At 45.9% G+C, this 15,947-nt stretch carries 17 protein-coding genes and 1 pseudogene; 6 read left to right on the top strand and 12 right to left on the bottom strand.

Annotated features, from left to right (window positions below; genetic code table 11):
* Positions 1-28: 28 nt before the first annotated feature.
* Positions 29-943, bottom strand: coding sequence for a DUF4368 domain-containing protein (locus tag H8S75_RS21345; RefSeq protein WP_277958344.1), 915 nt, complete (start codon positions 941-943; stop codon positions 29-31).
* Between the two features lie 480 nt (positions 944-1,423).
* Between H8S75_RS21345 and H8S75_RS21340 the strand changes: the two genes are divergently transcribed.
* The 4 genes and pseudogenes from H8S75_RS21340 to H8S75_RS21325 all read left to right on the top strand — a co-directional run bounded on the left by H8S75_RS21340 (position 1,424) and on the right by H8S75_RS21325 (position 4,615).
* The gene (locus H8S75_RS21340) at positions 1,424-2,281 is read left to right on the top strand and encodes a GNAT family N-acetyltransferase (protein ID WP_187023284.1); all 858 of its coding nucleotides are present in this window, start codon (positions 1,424-1,426) and stop codon (positions 2,279-2,281) included.
* Positions 2,274-3,608 carry an MATE family efflux transporter gene (locus H8S75_RS21335; protein WP_187023283.1) on the top strand — a complete coding sequence of 445 codons (1,335 nt, stop codon included), beginning with the start codon at positions 2,274-2,276 and terminating at the stop codon, positions 3,606-3,608. The genes H8S75_RS21340 and H8S75_RS21335 overlap by 8 nt, the downstream gene beginning before the upstream one ends.
* A 384-nt stretch (positions 3,609-3,992) precedes the next feature.
* Positions 3,993-4,127: pseudogene (locus H8S75_RS21330) on the top strand (RNA polymerase sigma factor); the annotation flags it as partial.
* 92 nt (positions 4,128-4,219) lie between these two features.
* Positions 4,220-4,615, top strand: a complete 396-nt coding sequence (locus H8S75_RS21325; protein WP_187023282.1) for a replication initiator protein A — start codon at positions 4,220-4,222, stop codon at positions 4,613-4,615.
* Here H8S75_RS21325 and H8S75_RS21320 read toward each other — a convergent pair.
* The 3 genes from H8S75_RS21320 to H8S75_RS21310 all read right to left on the bottom strand — a co-directional run bounded on the left by H8S75_RS21320 (position 4,555) and on the right by H8S75_RS21310 (position 7,949).
* Entirely contained in the window at positions 4,555-5,409 is an 855-nt protein-coding gene (locus H8S75_RS21320; RefSeq protein WP_187023281.1) for a cysteine peptidase family C39 domain-containing protein, read from the bottom strand. The two genes, H8S75_RS21325 and H8S75_RS21320, sit on opposite strands and share 61 nt — an antisense overlap.
* Position 5,410: 1 nt before the next feature.
* A complete protein-coding gene (locus H8S75_RS33640) occupies positions 5,411-6,184 on the bottom strand; it encodes a lytic transglycosylase domain-containing protein (RefSeq protein WP_277958342.1) in 774 nt (257 codons plus the stop codon).
* A gap of 100 nt (positions 6,185-6,284) precedes the next feature.
* Positions 6,285-7,949 (bottom strand): flagellin N-terminal helical domain-containing protein, encoded by a 1,665-nt coding sequence (locus tag H8S75_RS21310; protein ID WP_187023279.1) that lies wholly within the window; start codon positions 7,947-7,949, stop codon positions 6,285-6,287.
* 227 nt (positions 7,950-8,176) lie between these two features.
* Between H8S75_RS21310 and H8S75_RS21305 the strand changes: the two genes are divergently transcribed.
* Both H8S75_RS21305 and H8S75_RS21300 read left to right on the top strand, forming a co-directional pair.
* Positions 8,177-9,451 carry a nucleotidyltransferase family protein gene (locus H8S75_RS21305; RefSeq protein WP_187023278.1) on the top strand — a complete coding sequence of 425 codons (1,275 nt, stop codon included), beginning with the start codon at positions 8,177-8,179 and terminating at the stop codon, positions 9,449-9,451.
* On the top strand, positions 9,448-10,089 hold the full coding sequence (locus H8S75_RS21300) for a flagellar brake protein (RefSeq protein WP_187023277.1): 642 nt from the start codon (positions 9,448-9,450) through the stop codon (positions 10,087-10,089). Before H8S75_RS21305 ends, H8S75_RS21300 begins: the two co-directional genes overlap by 4 nt.
* A gap of 2 nt (positions 10,090-10,091) precedes the next feature.
* Here H8S75_RS21300 and csrA read toward each other — a convergent pair whose 3' ends face one another.
* The 8 genes from csrA to H8S75_RS21260 form a co-directional block, all read right to left on the bottom strand.
* A complete protein-coding gene (gene csrA, locus H8S75_RS21295; protein WP_021641521.1) occupies positions 10,092-10,328 on the bottom strand; it encodes a carbon storage regulator CsrA in 237 nt (78 codons plus the stop codon).
* Entirely contained in the window at positions 10,322-10,780 is a 459-nt protein-coding gene (gene fliW, locus H8S75_RS21290; protein WP_187023276.1) for a flagellar assembly protein FliW, read from the bottom strand. Before fliW ends, csrA begins: the two co-directional genes overlap by 7 nt.
* A gap of 511 nt (positions 10,781-11,291) precedes the next feature.
* Positions 11,292-11,885 carry a DUF6470 family protein gene (locus H8S75_RS21285; protein ID WP_187023275.1) on the bottom strand — a complete coding sequence of 198 codons (594 nt, stop codon included), beginning with the start codon at positions 11,883-11,885 and terminating at the stop codon, positions 11,292-11,294.
* Positions 11,886-11,926: 41 nt separating this feature from the next.
* The gene (locus H8S75_RS21280) at positions 11,927-12,925 is read right to left on the bottom strand and encodes a flagellin family protein (protein WP_021641518.1); all 999 of its coding nucleotides are present in this window, start codon (positions 12,923-12,925) and stop codon (positions 11,927-11,929) included.
* Positions 12,926-12,937: 12 nt separating this feature from the next.
* Positions 12,938-14,455 (bottom strand): flagellar hook-associated protein FlgK, encoded by a 1,518-nt coding sequence (gene flgK / locus H8S75_RS21275; RefSeq protein WP_187023274.1) that lies wholly within the window; start codon positions 14,453-14,455, stop codon positions 12,938-12,940.
* A 13-nt stretch (positions 14,456-14,468) separates the two neighbouring features.
* Positions 14,469-14,963, bottom strand: coding sequence for a flagellar protein FlgN (locus H8S75_RS21270; RefSeq protein WP_021641516.1), 495 nt, complete (start codon positions 14,961-14,963; stop codon positions 14,469-14,471).
* A gap of 13 nt (positions 14,964-14,976) precedes the next feature.
* Positions 14,977-15,279 (bottom strand): flagellar biosynthesis anti-sigma factor FlgM, encoded by a 303-nt coding sequence (locus H8S75_RS21265; RefSeq protein WP_021641515.1) that lies wholly within the window; start codon positions 15,277-15,279, stop codon positions 14,977-14,979.
* A gap of 79 nt (positions 15,280-15,358) precedes the next feature.
* Positions 15,359-15,937 (bottom strand): CheB methylesterase domain-containing protein, encoded by a 579-nt coding sequence (locus H8S75_RS21260; protein ID WP_021641514.1) that lies wholly within the window; start codon positions 15,935-15,937, stop codon positions 15,359-15,361.
* Between the last annotated feature and the right edge of the window lie 10 nt (positions 15,938-15,947).

Below are 15,947 nucleotides of genomic sequence, written 5' to 3'. Positions count from 1 at the left end.
ACAAGGGTTATACCGTCTTTTTGAGTTCTTATGCGCCTTGATGTTTCGGCTGCGCGTCAGAAAGGAAATTGATTTCCCCTACAAAGTTGAAAACAATATCCACTTTCTGTACCCGTTTCCCGTTCACTTTTTCTGGCGCATGGACTATGATTTTTTTGATAAATTCATTGACGATTGCGGGGGTGAGTTCTTTTATCCACACATACTTGCGGATAATCGCAGAAAAGTTGTCAAAATCACTTTTATTCTGTTCATAGGTATCAACTTCCTGTTGTTCAGATTTGACCTTTTCTTCCAGTTCACGCTGTTCCGCTTCATATTCTGCGGACAGCTTCAAAAACCTGTCGTGGCTGATGGCGCCGCTTATGTCGTCCTCATAAATCCGTTTGAAGATACGGTCAAGTTCTGCAATCCGTTTTTGTGCCTGTCCGACTTCCCGCTTCCTGCGCTTCATTTCCTTTTCCGTTTCGGCAGAGCGTTGTGCATACATCATTTCCTTAAAAGTCATGATGTCATCAAAGAAAAGGGCGGTCACATCAAATATTCTGCTCCACACAATCTGCTTTAAAGCTTCCTCTCGGATAAAGTGCGCCGTACAGCTTCCCATATTGCTTTTGTATTTTGCACAACGGTAATGGTCTTGCCCTTGCCGGAAACTCTTACAAGTAGAAAAATGTAGCTTGCTTTCGCAGTCTGCACAATAGACCAAACCAGAAAATAATCCCTGTCGGTCTGCCCGTTTGGGAGGGCGGCGTTTGTTTGCCCTTAACTCCTGCACCCTTTCAAAAACAGTGTCCTCTACAATCGCTTCATGGGTATTGTAAAAAATAGCCTGCTGTTCCTTTGTTGTCGGAATACGCTTTTTCAACTTGTGGGATTTTGAATAGCTTTTGAAGTTTACCGTATGTCCGCAGTAGTCCATGCGTTCCAACATTGCTGCAATCGTGCTTTCATGCTATTGATACGGATTTTCAGGAAGCGGATTTCCTTTCTGCTTTGCATGGTAGGCTCTTATGCACAGTACATTTTCCGTTTTTAATGTCCTTCCTATCTGCATAGGTCCTTTTCCGGCGATACATAAATCAAAAATCCATTTCACCACAGCGGCGGCTTCCTCGTCTACAATCCATTGCTTTTTATCAGTAGGGCTTCCTTGTAACCCTCTTGAAGTTCTCTCATTACCTACAACACCGCACAGGACGGTTTTGACGAAGTTTTGAGAAATTCTTCAAAAAAGTTTTCCTTATGTCCTACTACGGGGAAATTTGAAAAATGCCAAAATATCAAAAGAAAATAGTTGAAAATCTTTCCTATCGGAGCAGACTGTTGTATACTGGTAAATATTTGCCCTTAAAACCGCAAGATATATGAAAAATGGAATGAAATATCCTGCTATAATGCAGAGAGAAAGGAGGAAGCTGCAATGCCGGGAAATATCAAAAATGTAATGGCGGCAATCGACTATATCGAAAGCCATCTGCACGAAAAACTGGACTTGGAAACAGTTGCGGGGGCGGTACATTATTCAAAATATCATTTGCACCGAATGTTCACCAGTACGGTAGGGTTGACAATCCACGACTATGTACAACGCCGCCAGTTGACCGAAGCCGCAAAACTGCTTGTACTTTCCGACAGGCCAATCCTTGAAATTGCGCTTTCTGCCGGATATGAGAGCCAGCAGTCCTTTACGGATATTTTTAAAGCCATGTATAAAAAATCCCCTAACAGGTACAGGGAGGAAGAAAAATTTTATCCATTGCAGCTTAAATTTGTTTTGAACGAAAACCCTACAAATTCGGCCGAGGAAAATTGGCAGGATAAAATCGTCTTTGCAACACAGGAAGATATACCGTCATGGATAGAACTGGTTCACCTTGTCATTGACGGTTTCCCGCACTTAGACGAGAAACAATATTTTGAACAGTTACAGGAGTATATCAAAAATAAGCGTGCATTGATTTTGAAAGACGCTGATACGGCAATCGGGATTATGGCATTTCATGAGGTGACGGGGAGCATTGATTTCTTTGGGGTACACCCGCAGTATCGGAAAAGAGGGATAGCGAAAGCATTTTGTAAAAAGGCATTGTATGAACTTGTACGTTCCGCGCAGATTAGCGTGACGACTTTTCGGAAGGGTGACAAGGCAGATACAGGCTATCGGGAGATATGGGGAAGCCTTGGCTTCGCTGAAGCGGAACTGTTAATTGAATTTGGCTATCCGACACAGCGGTTTATACTTCACAGAGAAAAAACGGAGGGCGGGGACAATGAGTGACCTAAATCCACTATCACAGAACTTCACAATAAAATCATTGCTGAAATTTGCATTTCCGACAATTTTAATGATGATATTCATGGGGCTGTATACAGTCGTTGACACAATTTTTGTGGCACGATTTGTAGATACAAATGCGCTTTCGGCATTGAATATTGTCTGCCCTGTTATCAATCTGATTGTCGGTCTTGGAACTATGCTTGCAACAGGAGGAAGCGCGATTGTAGCCCGCAAAATGGGAGCAGGAGAACAAAGAAGAGCGGCACAGTATTTTACGCTGATTATCTCGGCAGGCATTTTGTTAGGTGTACTGATTGCAGTCATGGGAACAGCTTTTATTGACAGGATTGTTTGGGGGCTTGGAGCGAGCAGTATTTTATTTTCCTATTGCAAAGAATACCTTTTCATTCTGCTGTTATTCACGCCTGCAAGTATCCTGCAAGTGCTTTTTCAAAATCTGATTGTAACAGCAGGATGCCCCGGAATTGGTATGTTGCTTGGTGTAAGCGCGGGAATCGCTAATATTTTACTGGACTATATTTTTATGGTGCCGCTTCACATGGGCATTAAGGGTGCTGCGTTTGGTACGGGCATTGGCTATATGATACCGGCGGTGATTGGATTGTGGTTCTTTTCCACAAAGAAAAACAGCCTGCATTTTAGGAAGCCAGTCATAGATTTTTCCGTATTGGCTGAAAGCTGTACCAATGGTTTTTCCGAAATGGTAAGTCAGGCGGCAACAGCGGTTACAACATTCCTTTTTAACCGCATTATGATGAAACTGCTTGGAGAAAACGGAGTTGCGGCAATCACAATCATTATCTATACACAGTTTTTGTTGAGTGCCCTTTACATAGGCTTTTCTATGGGAGTAGCCCCTGTTATCAGTTATAACTATGGGAAGCAGGACGAAAAACAGCTAAAAAATGTATTTTGTATTTGTATGCGGTTCATTGTCTTTATTTCTATCTCTGTTTTTGCAATAGCTTTTATTTTTGGTTCGCCATTGGTTGGAATTTTTGCGGAAACGGGAACTCCTGTTTACGAAATCGCACGAAACGGATTTTTGATTTTTTCCTTTAGTTTTCTGTTTTGCGGGCTGAATATTTTTACCTCTGCCACATTTACAGCATTATCAAACGGGAAGCTGTCAGCAATTTTGTCGTTCCTGCGGACTTTCGGATTGATTACAGTGCTGTTGCTTACATTGCCTTATTTTTTGGGCGTAACGGGTGTATGGCTTGCAGTACCGATAGCAGAGTTAATCACTATGATTCTAGCACTGGTTTTTCTTCATCAGAACAGAGAAAAGTATCACTACGCATAAAAAGATTTTCATGCCGTCCGGCGGTTAATAAAAAACCGTTGTGTGGCGGCAAAATCATCATGCGCCAAAACAGAATACAAGCGGCTAAACGGCGGTTTTGAAATAACAATCAAAGCCGTCGTTTTTATGTGGCAGGACAGCTTTCATGGATATGGCGGTGCGAGGTACTGCTATGTCTGTTTTTTATTTCATGGGTAGTTTTGGCTATGGTGAATTATCAAAAAAATCCTGTCTTGTGGAATGGGATTTTCTGCCTATGAGTATGAACACACATATCATTTAACATGTCTTAATAACTCGCATTACTCAAATACCCATGCGCTTTCTGCTGTATGGGTATTTGCTGTAATAACCCCCTACTGGGCAGAAAAGGGGTGAGAGAAAATGAGATATTCTGAACAGTTCATGGAGCATATCGAATACGCTTTCAATGCGTTCTGCAAGATTGTATTACGCCACGAAGCAATCAACGCATGGCGGGATTTGAAGCGGAAAGAAGCAAGGGAAATATCCCTTGATTTACATGGCTTTGCAAGCACAGAACAGGGGCAGGCAATAGAGACTATCGTCCGCCCTCGGAAACGGGCTTCTAACCGTCCACAAAATACGATATGACAAACACCATTTATATCCATCAGCCGGAAAAGGCGTTCAGCTTTACCCGGCTCCCCAATTTTCTCTTTGAAGCCCCCTCATTCATGCCCTTGTCCAACGAAGCAAAGATACTGTACGCCTTTATTCTGCGGCGGGCGGAGTTATCCCGCAAGAACGGCTGGGTGGACGAATACGGGCGCATTTATCTGTATTATCCCATCTGCGAGGTGGTCGCTTTGCTCCACTGTGGGCGGCAGAAAGCGGTCAACACCCTGCAGGAATTGCAGTATGCGGAGTTGATTGACATTAAAAAGCAGGGCTGTGGAAAACCCAACCGCATTTACCCAAAATCCTATGAAGCGGTTTCAAACACCGTCTTCAAGAAATCCCGTTCCGGTACGCCGGAGGGCTGAAAACCGCACTCTAATGGAAGGTTTATGGACCACAGCAGTTTCCCACCAGAAGAATTACTCTTCAGCTGTTCCAATATAAAAGAAATAGGCCAATCATGATAACAGTTTTCTAAGTTGGCAGAATCGGCAATGCGGACCGTGTTTTCGTCTGCTCCTGGTTTAATCAGTATGAGAAAATGGCCGTTATCGGAAAAGTATCCTTTTCCAACAAGAGCCACCAGGGAATTACCCGAATATAGTTCATCTAAAACATTCTGCACGGTAGGATCCGGGAGAGGACGGGGCTTCAGCCCAAAAGCGGAGCAGCCCGTTTCAACAATATCATGTGATGAGCCGTCTCCCGGAACGCAAAGCCCATTATCTGCCGCCCATGAAGCCGCTATGTCTGGTGTTAGGGTGAGACCTGTATAGCTGGATACCAGCATAGCCAGTACCGTAGGACCACAGCCGTGAGTTCGGATGGGATCTTTAGGGCCAAAGAGGGAATTGCCCCAACGGCTGTCTTCCTGATTATAGTAGGTAAAAAGCCCAGACACAGATTCCAGATAATCCGGATATCCTGGGTGTTGCATGGACTCTTCAGCAGGAGACGGGATATCCGGAACATCGCTCTGATTCGGGAGAACGGTTGAAATGGAGATTGGCATGTCATCTTCCGTCCCGAAATTTGTATCAATCGGTTGTGCTTCGGAACGATGCGAACAACCGATTAGAAAACAGACTGAAATTAGAAATAATATTATTGTAAGACTTATGTGACATAATACATATTTGTTTGCCCTATAAAATTTCAAACTATGTTGCCTCCCATAGCAGATTCGGAAAACCAACGCTACCAAATGATGGAGACTGCCCGAGATTCGGCGTTCCTGCAAATACACTGTTAAGGGAAGAAGACATTGAAAGCCGCATCATCTCCAGCAGAAGGATATAATCATCTTCGGTAAAACCGTCGAATCCCAGAACCTGTGTCAATAACTGACTATAGCTGTCGCTAGATAGCGCATTCCGGACTGCCTGGCCTGTAGTCTGTCCGCACATGCCTGGAGAAAGCGAAGGATATTCCGTCACGCCGGACTCCCTTAACATCCCCATGATTTTTGCCACATAGTTCTGGGTCTCCTTGAAGGGAGGAATTCCACCGTATTTATCCACGTTGTTACTGCCGGCATTATAGGCGGCAAGGGCCAGCTTCAGGTTCCCGTCATACTTATCCAGCATGGAACGGAGATACCTGGTTCCGCCCATGATATTCTGCCGAAGGTCCCATGGGTCAGTCACTCCAAGTCCACGGGCCGTGGCGGGCATAAGCTGCATTACACCCTGGGCGCCACAGTGAGAGAGGGCCCTGGGATTAAAATCCGACTCGGCCTTGGCAACCGCCTTAATGACAATGGCTGGAATGCCATAGGCGGAAGAAGCCTCCTGAAATATTCTCTCCATCCCACTGGGGGCAGAAAGTCTGGATGAGATCGTCTGGGCAAATTCAGTTCCCTCTGGGGATATGGACTGCCTCTGCCGTATGTTCATTTCCTTGAGATTGGTGTTGCCTAAGCTGGTAATCTGCATGGAGCGCATATTTTCCTCCTCACTTTTCTGAATCCATATTATGTTGCATTAATACGAAGAAACAGCCCGAAAGCTGTTTCTTCTGAATTCCTATGAAACATTACTGTAATAACTGAAGAACTCCCTGCGGAATCTGATTGGCCTGTGCAAGCATGGCCTGGGAAGCCTGAACCAGAATATTGTTCTTGGTGTAGTCCATCATTTCGGAGGCCATATCAACGTCACGGATACGGCTCTCAGCGGCTGTCATATTCTCAGCGCTTACACTCAGGCTGTTGATGGTATGCTCCAGACGGTTCTGGACAGCGCCCAAAGTACCGCGGGTAGAGGATACGGTATTGATAGCCGCCTTAATCTTATCTACAGCAGCATTGGCACCTGCCTGGGTTGCTACACTGATACTGTCAATGCCTAGAGATTTTGTGCTCATGTCGGAAACAGAGACATTCAACTGGTTGAAATCTTCTGCGGTATCACCAATTTGAAGGGTCAGACCACCGCCTGCAATCGCTTTGCCTTCTGCGGAGATGCCCAGAGTCTTGGCGACCTCACCACCTTCTTTGTCGGAGAAGCCGATTTTATTGCCACTGGTGTTTGTAAACTCCAATGCACCCTGATTATTAAAGGATACGGTTACCTTACCCTGCATGGCATCGGGAGTACCTGTTGTGCCTTTTGCAGTATCATAATTGGTGAGGGCAGCATCGATTGCGGTCTGAAGCTGGTTAACGATATCCGTTGCAGTGCTTGTGTTGGTTAAAGTAGAAGTGGTGATATTGAGCTCTTCTCCATTTATTAACATATTAAATGAACCATTAGCACTGGTGGGATCAATAATCAGGGTGGAAGTGGCTGCCGCAGTTGCTTGCGTATCCGTAACACCGGTTACAATACCCAATACAGTTTTGTTAGTTGTAGGTTTTGCAGACTGATCAAAGCCTATAGAAGAAGCACCAGTACCTTTCATACCACTGGTAATGGTAAATCCTTGATTATTAGCGGTGCTAGTTACGCTGACATAATCAATACTGGTTCCCCGATCCTTATTTGCCTTATCAATAGCTGCATTAATGGTCTTTTCCATCAGTGCGGCTGCATCCTTGGATACTGTAGCATTGTTATTGGTTGTCCAATTCTTAGTGAGGAGAGTCTGCTCATCTGCACTCAAGGTGCTCCAGTCTACCTCTACGCGGGAACCATCAACTAAAATAACATCTTTTTTAGTAAAATCAATAGCTGAAGCGGCACTGGCATCCTTACCTGTACCCGTAAAGACAGCTGCCTTCCAGTTGGCAATTTTTCCACCAACCAGTCCATTTGCACCAGCGCTTCCTGCACCGTCAAGGGACCCATCCAACAGCTTGATGCCGTTGAAATTGGTACCTTCTGCGATACGATCAATCTCATCCTTTAAGGAAGTGATTTCCTTCTGCATGTTGGTACGGTCTACTGCGTTGTCATAAATACCGTTGGAAGATTGGTTCGCTAACTCGACCATACGGTTCAACATGGAGTGAACTTCAGTTAACGCGCCCTCAGCAGTCTGTACCAGGGAGATACCGTCCTGAGCGTTCTTCTGCGCGGTGTTCAGACCGGTAATCTGAGCCCTCATCTTCTCAGAAATAGCCAGACCTGCGGCATCATCACCGGCCCTGTTGATGCGGAAACCGCTGGAAAGCTTCTCTAAGTTCTTGGATACAGAATTGTTGTTGTTTCCTAACTGTCTGTAGGAATTCAGTGCTGCAATGTTGTGTTGGATTCTCATATTTTTCCTCCTTGAGTGTATACAGAAGAATCCTTTCTTCTGCATGTTTAATCCGTTACGCGTCACGGATTAATTTTATCTTACATATATTATATCGGTTTCGGCTAAGATGGAATTAAGGAAGAGAGAGGGATATTTTTACACAAAAATACTATATTTTTTTTGTTGAAAGTAATACTTAATTTTTATCAGGATTTGCCGAAGTTAAATATAAAAAGGAGTATGTCATGGTCTACAATTCGATGGAAATGGATTATCTGCTTTCTCTTCTGAAAGCAGTTTTGAATAACGAGGCAGCAGGGGATACGGGCAACAGGCATGACTGGGGGCTTATCTTCAATATGTCTGCATATCATAGGGTACAGACAATGGTCTGCTATGCCCTTCTGTTTAATGAATCCATGCCTCCGGAATGGAGGGAACGGTACGGTGCCAGGTTCCGTGAACTGGTGACAAAGGATGCTGCCTACAGGAAGATGGTTCATGGAATCCTTGGGATGCTTGAAAAGGATGATATCCCAAGTGTTCTGTTGCCTCCGCAGGATGTTAAGGGGCTGTATCCCCAGTCAGATATGAGAGAGGTGGACGGGCTGTCCTTTCTGGTCCGGGAAGACAGGGAGGGGAGATTGTTTCAGACTATGTATGCAGGCGGCTTTCGCTATGAGGGGGAAAGCCTGCAGGGGGGACACCGGTTCGTTGCATCTGATGGCTGGCATATTACCGCGTATGTCCACCTGTTCCGGTGCGACCGAAAGATGGAGCGACTGTTTGCCAATCTATGGGAACGAATCCATAAGGCTGGGGGAGAGAATGAACTATATTGTATGGATCCGGAGGACCGGTATCTGCTGATGGTTTGTTGGAGTGCCGTCAGGTTTTCCTTTTCACAGGTAGATATCCGTGATGCCGTAGACATCTATCTCTACCTGCAGTCGTATGGGCAAGGTCTTAACTGGGCCTATATTGATCAACGGCTAGCCGAATGTGATGTCCTTGATTTTTCCAGGGGCTTAAGGGCTTTGGCGTGGCTGTGGTTCGCGAAATTTCCCAGAGAGATGAAGAACAATGGCTATCTTGATATGGAGGAATATATTCTGTCCAAGGGAATGTATGCGAAGGAGGCCTGTATGAAATTGCTTCCCCTGATGGCCAGGTTGGAAATCTGGAAGATTAAGGAGGAGAGGAAGGTCAGAGTCTTGGCCGTTCTGCATTGGTTGTTTCCCCAGAGGAAGTATATGATTGGGCTTTATCCCGTATTGGAACACCATCCATGGCTCTTATGGTTTTGTTGGATTCGCCGCCTCATTCATATACCCTTCAGGAGATTACGCCAAAGAGTGGAGAGGGCTGTACAAAGTTTCTTTTTCCTAATTTCCCCCTATTTGGAAAGAATCTTGTCTCGTTGGGAAAGACGTGGACGGGCAGCAAAGGAGGAAAAGCGCGGGCGGGCGGGAGAAGATGGAAAAGGGAGTAATGAGAGCAGATCAGGAGGTTGGATATGAACTATTTGAACATAAAGTATCTGAATTGCTTTTGTGAGGTCAGAAACAAGGAGAACAAGTTAGTCGCGGCAGGCTCCATACAGGAGATAAGTGAGCAAGAATTTGTCATTTTCAGAAGAAATGGAAACATTCCGGGATTGAAAGAGGATATGGAGGTAAAGGTCAATATCTTCAATTTTTCCGAAGGTTTCTGCATGGTGACAGGTACTGTAAAAAGGATTTTAGTGGACATGATTACCGTTAATGACATAGAAAATATATTAAATGGTGAACGCAGACAAGCGTTCCGCGTGGAAATATCGGAAAGGGCTGAAATACTAAAAAGAAAGGGAAAACGTAGTGTATTGATGGAGGTGGTTTTGCGGGATCTGAGTCTGGGCGGCTGCCTTATCGAGACAAGGGAGGATTTGGGAGATATCGGGGAAAGCTTTGAACTGAGGTTTGATTTTTTGTCAAAAATGAAGGTCAGGATGGACTGTAGGATATGCAGACGGGAGAAGGTAGGGGATGTTTGGAGGGTGGGCTGTTCATTTACAGCTTACCCTCCAGGAATTGAGGATAAGCTGTGTGCATATATCTTTGAACAGCAGCGGCGGCAACTCTGCAGCAAAGAAGGGAGGCCTGTTGCCCGCGAATAAAATTATTCAATATTAACCGTTTTTAAAACACGTGTGAGATTGGTGAGGGCGTCGGCAGAAAATGCGGCGGCCTCCTTGTTATTTTTTGCGGCTTCCACTAGCTCCTCCCTTGCAATGGGAATGCATTTAGGTGCCTCTATAGCCAGCTTGACCTTATCACCGGAGGTATCTGTCACCGTAATCCGTATATCATCTCCAATACATATGGATTCCCCGGTTTTTCGCTGCAGTATCAGCATCGCAGTTCCCCCCTTTCATCTAAGGATAAGTCTGGAAAAGGGTGGTGAAAACCATACTGCGGGTCCTGAAGTACCACCTGGAAGCCTTTCCTGGTATCTGTACGTATTACCAGGGGAGCCTTCAGGTTACAGGTACTATGAGCAATGTTTTTTTTCAGGACACAGATGGAGTAGAAGATAACGGGGGTGTCGTCCTGCAGATCCAATTGTATTAAATCCTCCTTGCTCAGAGAGGGAGAGTAGCCTGGATAAAGAGTGAAGGGGTTGGCTAGGATAAAGGACAGATTTTCATCCTGAAGGCTCTGAAGATACATAAAAGAATCTTCAATGGGTGAGATGTGAATTAACAGGTAGTCAATCATATTTTCAAAGCCGAGCAGACCATCCTGGAAGCGGATGATGTCCTTTTGTTCGTATTCGACAGTTCCAAAGCAGGGTGTGTTAAAATGCATGAAATTACCTCCTCCTATAATAGATTTTGTGGTGGTTAGATACCTGACAGCTAGTTAGGACTAACCGTTGCGTTGTTTAAGTTATAGAATGCAATGGCGTTGGTGTGGCGATGCCTCCATGTGGAGTCCTTGGTCCATAAAATCGGTTTTAAAGCATTTACGGGGCGTTATCAGGCGTTTTCAAAAGGCATGGATATAATTTTCAGCCAAGCGAACCACAGGAGTTATTTGAGGATAAAAGCAAACCTGCGTCAAATTGCGGACCATCACGGCTGCGAAAAACGTTGTGTTTGATCGTGACATCGCTGCCTCAAACAGCTCCCGCCGATGACCGAGTTTATCAGTTTCTTGACAAAAAGTGTTCTGGTGGCGAGCCCTATATCTTGTATAGATGACTGCCGGCACCAATGGCGGTCTTATTGTAGTACAATAACTTACCTCCATGAATTTCTTTGAAGAATCTTCAATTGAGACTTGACTGATTAGCAGGCTTTTAAAAAGCAAGAGCGGGTCACGCTCTTGCTGAAAACTGATCATCCCTGGGGGGAACATACATGGGCTGGCCAATATATTCAATTAATACATCAGGCCATTGGGTGATGGTGAAATCCACGGAACTGGGAATATATTCTATATCACCGCCAGACACGCGGACATCGAAATTCATCCGATCCATCTGATACTGGATATCCAGACTGGGTTCCTGATATTGGATGTCTGGTCCGGTTTTAGGAATAAAATCCAGATTAAAGTCTCCTACAGGAAAGGAAACACAACTGTCAATGATGGTTTTTAAGATGTTCTGAGACGGCGTTGCGTTTGCCATCATGGTTCCCTCCTTTGCGCTCTTTTGTACACTTTGACCAACGCATTCCGCTCCTTTAGCCGCGTTCTGGCGTATTGACAGGCTGAGGGAAGGACACACGGAATTCCTGGCCTCCTGACTATTGAGCTGAAGCCTGGCGGGTCTTGCCTGTATGGTTAGGCTGCCGGGCGTATGCTCTATCTGAAGCTGAGAAACCTTGGAATTCCTCTGGATACGGGAGGGGGTAATGGACATTTCATATTTTAGTGGAATCATTTGGATGTTAATCAACTGCTGCATATTAAATCTCCTTTCCTTCCATGTATCATTCAATCAGGCCGCTATTTCAGGAAATCCAGCAGGGAGGGTCCAAGAATGGAGCTTCCTACCCTCAGGGCTGCATTATAAGTATACTGCGCGTAGTAATATTCAGAGATTGCCTCGGCATCATTGACATACTCCACGTCTACGATCTGGGTGTTGTAAGTGAGGTCTAAATCGTTTAGACGGCTGGCTGTGATCTCTAATGACTGGCTCTGAACACCAATTGCGGATTGTGTGTCAATCACCTGATTGAGACTGTCCTCATACTGGGACATCATGTCCTTGAAGCGCTGGGCCCCTCCGTTAACCCAGTCTCCCTCGCTGCTTTTAAGAAGCTCAGACATCTGGCCGGTGAGGGCAATCAGATTCTTGCTGATTCCATCAGGGGTGACTCCATAACCCAGGACAGCAATACCGGGAATGGAGGTATTTAAGGTATTGCTGTCCGATACGGGACCATTATTTAATCCCAGGCCGATGTCTACGTAGGCTTTTTCCTGGCTCAGGGTATCCAAGGCAGCAATCTGGCCACTGGTGACATCCGTTCCTACATAGGTGATGCGGCTGCCGCTCCCGGAAAAGGGAGCGCTGTCATTGTGGCATCCGCCGAATATGTATTTTCCCTGATAGGTTGTATTGGCATATTGAAGCATGGATTCCTGAATCTGTCTGAAGGTTTCAGCAAAAGCGCTTCTCTCGCTGGCAGAAGTGGTACCGTTAATAGCCTTGAGAGCGGAATCTTTCAGGACCTTTGAGCCTTGGCCCTGGATATCCTCCAGGGCAGAACTGACCATGTCCAGCCGTTCCTGATGGGCCTTGACCGTAGAAATATAGTCTTTATTCTGCAGATATCTGCGGTGGAGCAGAGATGCAGTCTGGGCAGAGCGGGGGTCCTGGGAGGCTTTGGTGAATTTGCGATGGGTCATGGTTTGATTCCCCGCGCTATCCCTGTTGCCCATAATTGTATTCAGATTATATATATAGTTGTTCATGACGGAATTAGTGGTAATCCTCATTCAAATCCCTCCTTATTTTGTAATACCCATACCCATTACTGAGTTTAACATGTCATCCAGAGTAGTCATCAACCGGGCAGCAGCAGTAAATGCTTTATTGAGCTGCATCATATTGGCCGTCTCTTCGTCCAAATTCACACCGGATATACCCTCCCTGACGGAAGCAATGTCCTGGACGATGCTCAGGTAATTTTTCATCGTGGATTCTGTGGTCTTGGTATCTGTTGCAAGAATATTCCGGAAATCTTCCAGGCATTCCTGAAAGCTGCCCTTGAATACTGTACCGCCTTTTCCATCGGTAAATGTCTGACTGCCGGTGAGGGCAGATATCATGTTCAGGATGTTGCTGTTGTCTCCGGCAGGGGAATCGGCAGCCGCACCGCCGGTGATACGGATGGTCCCTTTCATCCACTCCTCAGTAATCCGGATGTTGCCTGCATTGATGGCTTGGCCATCGGAGGAGGTGAACAAATCCTTTCCAGCAAGCTTCCCGTTTAGATTGTTCAACGTGTTGAAGGTTTTAGCAAATACTCTGGCAAATTCATCGAGGCTCTTCTGATAATAACCTATCCCGTGAGTGGCAGTGCCATCAAAACTACCATCATCATTCAGCATGGACAGGGTACTTTTGAAGGAACCCGCGGAAAAAGCTGCGCCCTCTATCTTGGCGGAACCATCGCCGGGAGTTATATCCACGCGGAGTGAGCCGTCTGCACTGGTTTGGAGCTGGAATACGGCCGGGGTGCCGGTTCCCTTCAGCAGATTCACAGAAGAGCCATCCGACATGGTCATATTCAGCGTCATGGTATCAATGGAAGCACCGGAAGGGGCTATGGTACTGGTATAGTTTACGCTGATTTTGCCATAGGTTGACAGGGAATCCAGCAGCAGGTTCCTCTGATCCTGGAGTTCCAAGGCGGGGAGTCCATTGGCCTGGCTGTTCATTATGGAGATGTTCAGTTCCTGAATCTGGGACAGCAGTTTATTGATATCATCCGTATCTCTTGATAGCCCTCCTTCCATCTGGGACCTCAGTTCCTTCAGTTGATTGCTGTAAAGATTTAAGTATTCGGTAATGGATTTGGCTGCACCTCTGACAGCATTGTCCATCGTCACATCACCGGGGGAATTCTGCAGCGCCTGGAGACTGCTGTGGAAATCGGACAGCTGAGCAGCCAGTGCATCCTTGCCTCCTCCAATTTCATCCAGGTGGCTTTCCAAATCATTTAAGATGGACAGCTTCTTATCAAATTCTCCCAGATTAGCCATTTGGAGACGGTACCGGGTATCGACAAAGGGATCGCGGATTTGAGAAACTGTGTTAACAATCACGCCATAGCCTATATGGGCATCAGAAACTTTATTGTAAATATTGGTGGAACCGAATAAGCTGCTTTGCTCGAGACGCTGGCGGCTATATCCAGTGGTCTTTACATTGGTGATGTTCTGTCCCGTCACCTCCATGGCGTTCTGGCTGGCCATGAGGCCAAGCCGTGCCGTATTAAATCCTGTAAAGGATGAGCGTATCATGGAACGGTACCTCCTATATCTGTATATTTTTCATGCGATGAAAGGATTGAATCTCAGAGGAACCGTCCTGCTTGTAGGGCCTGCCCAAGGTAGTCCTCTTATCTAAATCCTGGATATGCCTGTCTAGAAGACGGGCATTCATTTCCAGTATATTGTGGGTTTTTTCATAAATGGAAAGAAAAAAACAATAGGAACTTAAAAGCTGTTTTGTGTAATCGCTAAACTCTCTCCTTACGGCAGGGGAAAGAATCTGCTCTAATTGGCTCAAGGGTGTTCTTTCAGGAAGATTTAAGGCTTTAAACAGCAAAATGCGTTTCTGCTCATATCCCCTCAGCGTCATGATGAGTACCTGTTCTTCTTTCATGGCAGTATTTAAAGCATGAAGGTCAAATGCTTTTGCCCCCTGGTACTTTAGCTGCTCCACTGCTCCAAGTTCCTTAAAAAGGTCCGAATACTTGATGAGCAGATCCTTGAGCTGTGTATGAAATTCTGAAACATTATCATTCATGGTTATTCTCCATTTACTCGTTTGAAATGATTTCTGACATCATGATTTTATCGGCGATGGCATCTACATCAGGATGGTAGTTTCCGTTGCGGATTCTGTCAGCTAAGTCCGCCAGCTTATCGGCGGAGGCTCCCCGGCGGACATCGGTCCATATATGGGAAACCAAGGATTTTCGGAAACATACATCCTCTCCCTCCTTCTGTATTGTTATCGTGTCATAGTTTGTCGTGGTGCCTCTGCTGTTCCCCTGCGAATGGGGAGGCATTTCATTTTTTGCCGGATGAAGGCAATATGAACCGATGGGATTAATTTTCATGGGAGCCCTCCTTCCTTTTAAGTATACACATCCGATTCCCTACCTCCTATCGTATATATCGGCCAGAATGGCAGTTAAATTAAGATGAACGGGTCAGATAATTCATCAATATGGCGGGAATTCCGGAAAGCGGAGCCTGGATACACACAGCTCCCATTTCATAAGCAGCCATAGGCATGCCATATACGATGCAGGAGGCTTTATCCTGACCAATGGTGTAAGCGCCCCGGCGGCGCATTTCCAGAAGGCCTGACGCACCGTCCTGGCCCATTCCTGTCAGTATGATTCCCACAGCGCTTGAACCGGCAAGCTTTGCAGCGGAATGGAAAAGCTTATCCACTGCCGGGGCCACACCATGGAGCCGTTTGCCGGGCCAGACACGGACGGACAGTCCGGAAGAATTACCGGTCAATTTTAGTTGCATCCCTCCTGGAGCGACCAGAGCCAAACCGCGTTCCAGATGGTCTCCATCTTTGGCCTCTTTCACCTTCATGGCACAGGCTCTGTCCAGACGTTGAGCATACATGGCGGTAAAACCGGCTGGCATATGCTGGGTAATCACTATGGGGGGGAGCCCATCCGGCAGTTTCTTTAAGATATCCAAAATAGCCTCTGTCCCTCCGGTAGAGGCGCCAATGGCGATGACTTTAATATTCATGTGCTCCTCC

This window comes from Hungatella hominis, assembly GCF_014288005.1.
In the GTDB taxonomy this organism is placed as follows: domain Bacteria; phylum Bacillota; class Clostridia; order Lachnospirales; family Lachnospiraceae; genus Hungatella; species Hungatella effluvii.
Note: the sequence above shows the minus strand (reverse complement) of the source record. Positions and strands in the feature narration are given on the sequence as shown.

Coding starts and splice junctions, on each gene's coding strand:
- flgK (WP_187023274.1), bottom strand. CDS start 14,455: ATGATACGCTCATCCTTTACAGGATTTAATACGGCACGGCTTGGCCTC.
- H8S75_RS21260 (WP_021641514.1), bottom strand. CDS start 15,937: ATGAATATTAAAGTCATCGCCATTGGCGCCTCTACCGGAGGGACAGAG.
- H8S75_RS21270 (WP_021641516.1), bottom strand. CDS start 14,963: ATGAATGATAATGTTTCAGAATTTCATACACAGCTCAAGGATCTGCTC.
- H8S75_RS21265 (WP_021641515.1), bottom strand. CDS start 15,279: ATGAAAATTAATCCCATCGGTTCATATTGCCTTCATCCGGCAAAAAAT.
- fliW (WP_187023276.1), bottom strand. CDS start 10,780: ATGCATTTTAACACACCCTGCTTTGGAACTGTCGAATACGAACAAAAG.
- H8S75_RS21280 (WP_021641518.1), bottom strand. CDS start 12,925: ATGAGGATTACCACTAATTCCGTCATGAACAACTATATATATAATCTG.
- H8S75_RS33640 (WP_277958342.1), bottom strand. CDS start 6,184: ATGCAGATTACCAGCTTAGGCAACACCAATCTCAAGGAAATGAACATA.
- csrA (WP_021641521.1), bottom strand. CDS start 10,328: ATGCTGATACTGCAGCGAAAAACCGGGGAATCCATATGTATTGGAGAT.
- H8S75_RS21285 (WP_187023275.1), bottom strand. CDS start 11,885: ATGCAGCAGTTGATTAACATCCAAATGATTCCACTAAAATATGAAATG.
- H8S75_RS21300 (WP_187023277.1), top strand. CDS start 9,448: ATGAACTATTTGAACATAAAGTATCTGAATTGCTTTTGTGAGGTCAGA.
- H8S75_RS21325 (WP_187023282.1), top strand. CDS start 4,220: ATGACAAACACCATTTATATCCATCAGCCGGAAAAGGCGTTCAGCTTT.
- H8S75_RS21310 (WP_187023279.1), bottom strand. CDS start 7,949: ATGAGAATCCAACACAACATTGCAGCACTGAATTCCTACAGACAGTTA.
- H8S75_RS21340 (WP_187023284.1), top strand. CDS start 1,424: ATGCCGGGAAATATCAAAAATGTAATGGCGGCAATCGACTATATCGAA.
- H8S75_RS21335 (WP_187023283.1), top strand. CDS start 2,274: ATGAGTGACCTAAATCCACTATCACAGAACTTCACAATAAAATCATTG.
- H8S75_RS21305 (WP_187023278.1), top strand. CDS start 8,177: ATGGTCTACAATTCGATGGAAATGGATTATCTGCTTTCTCTTCTGAAA.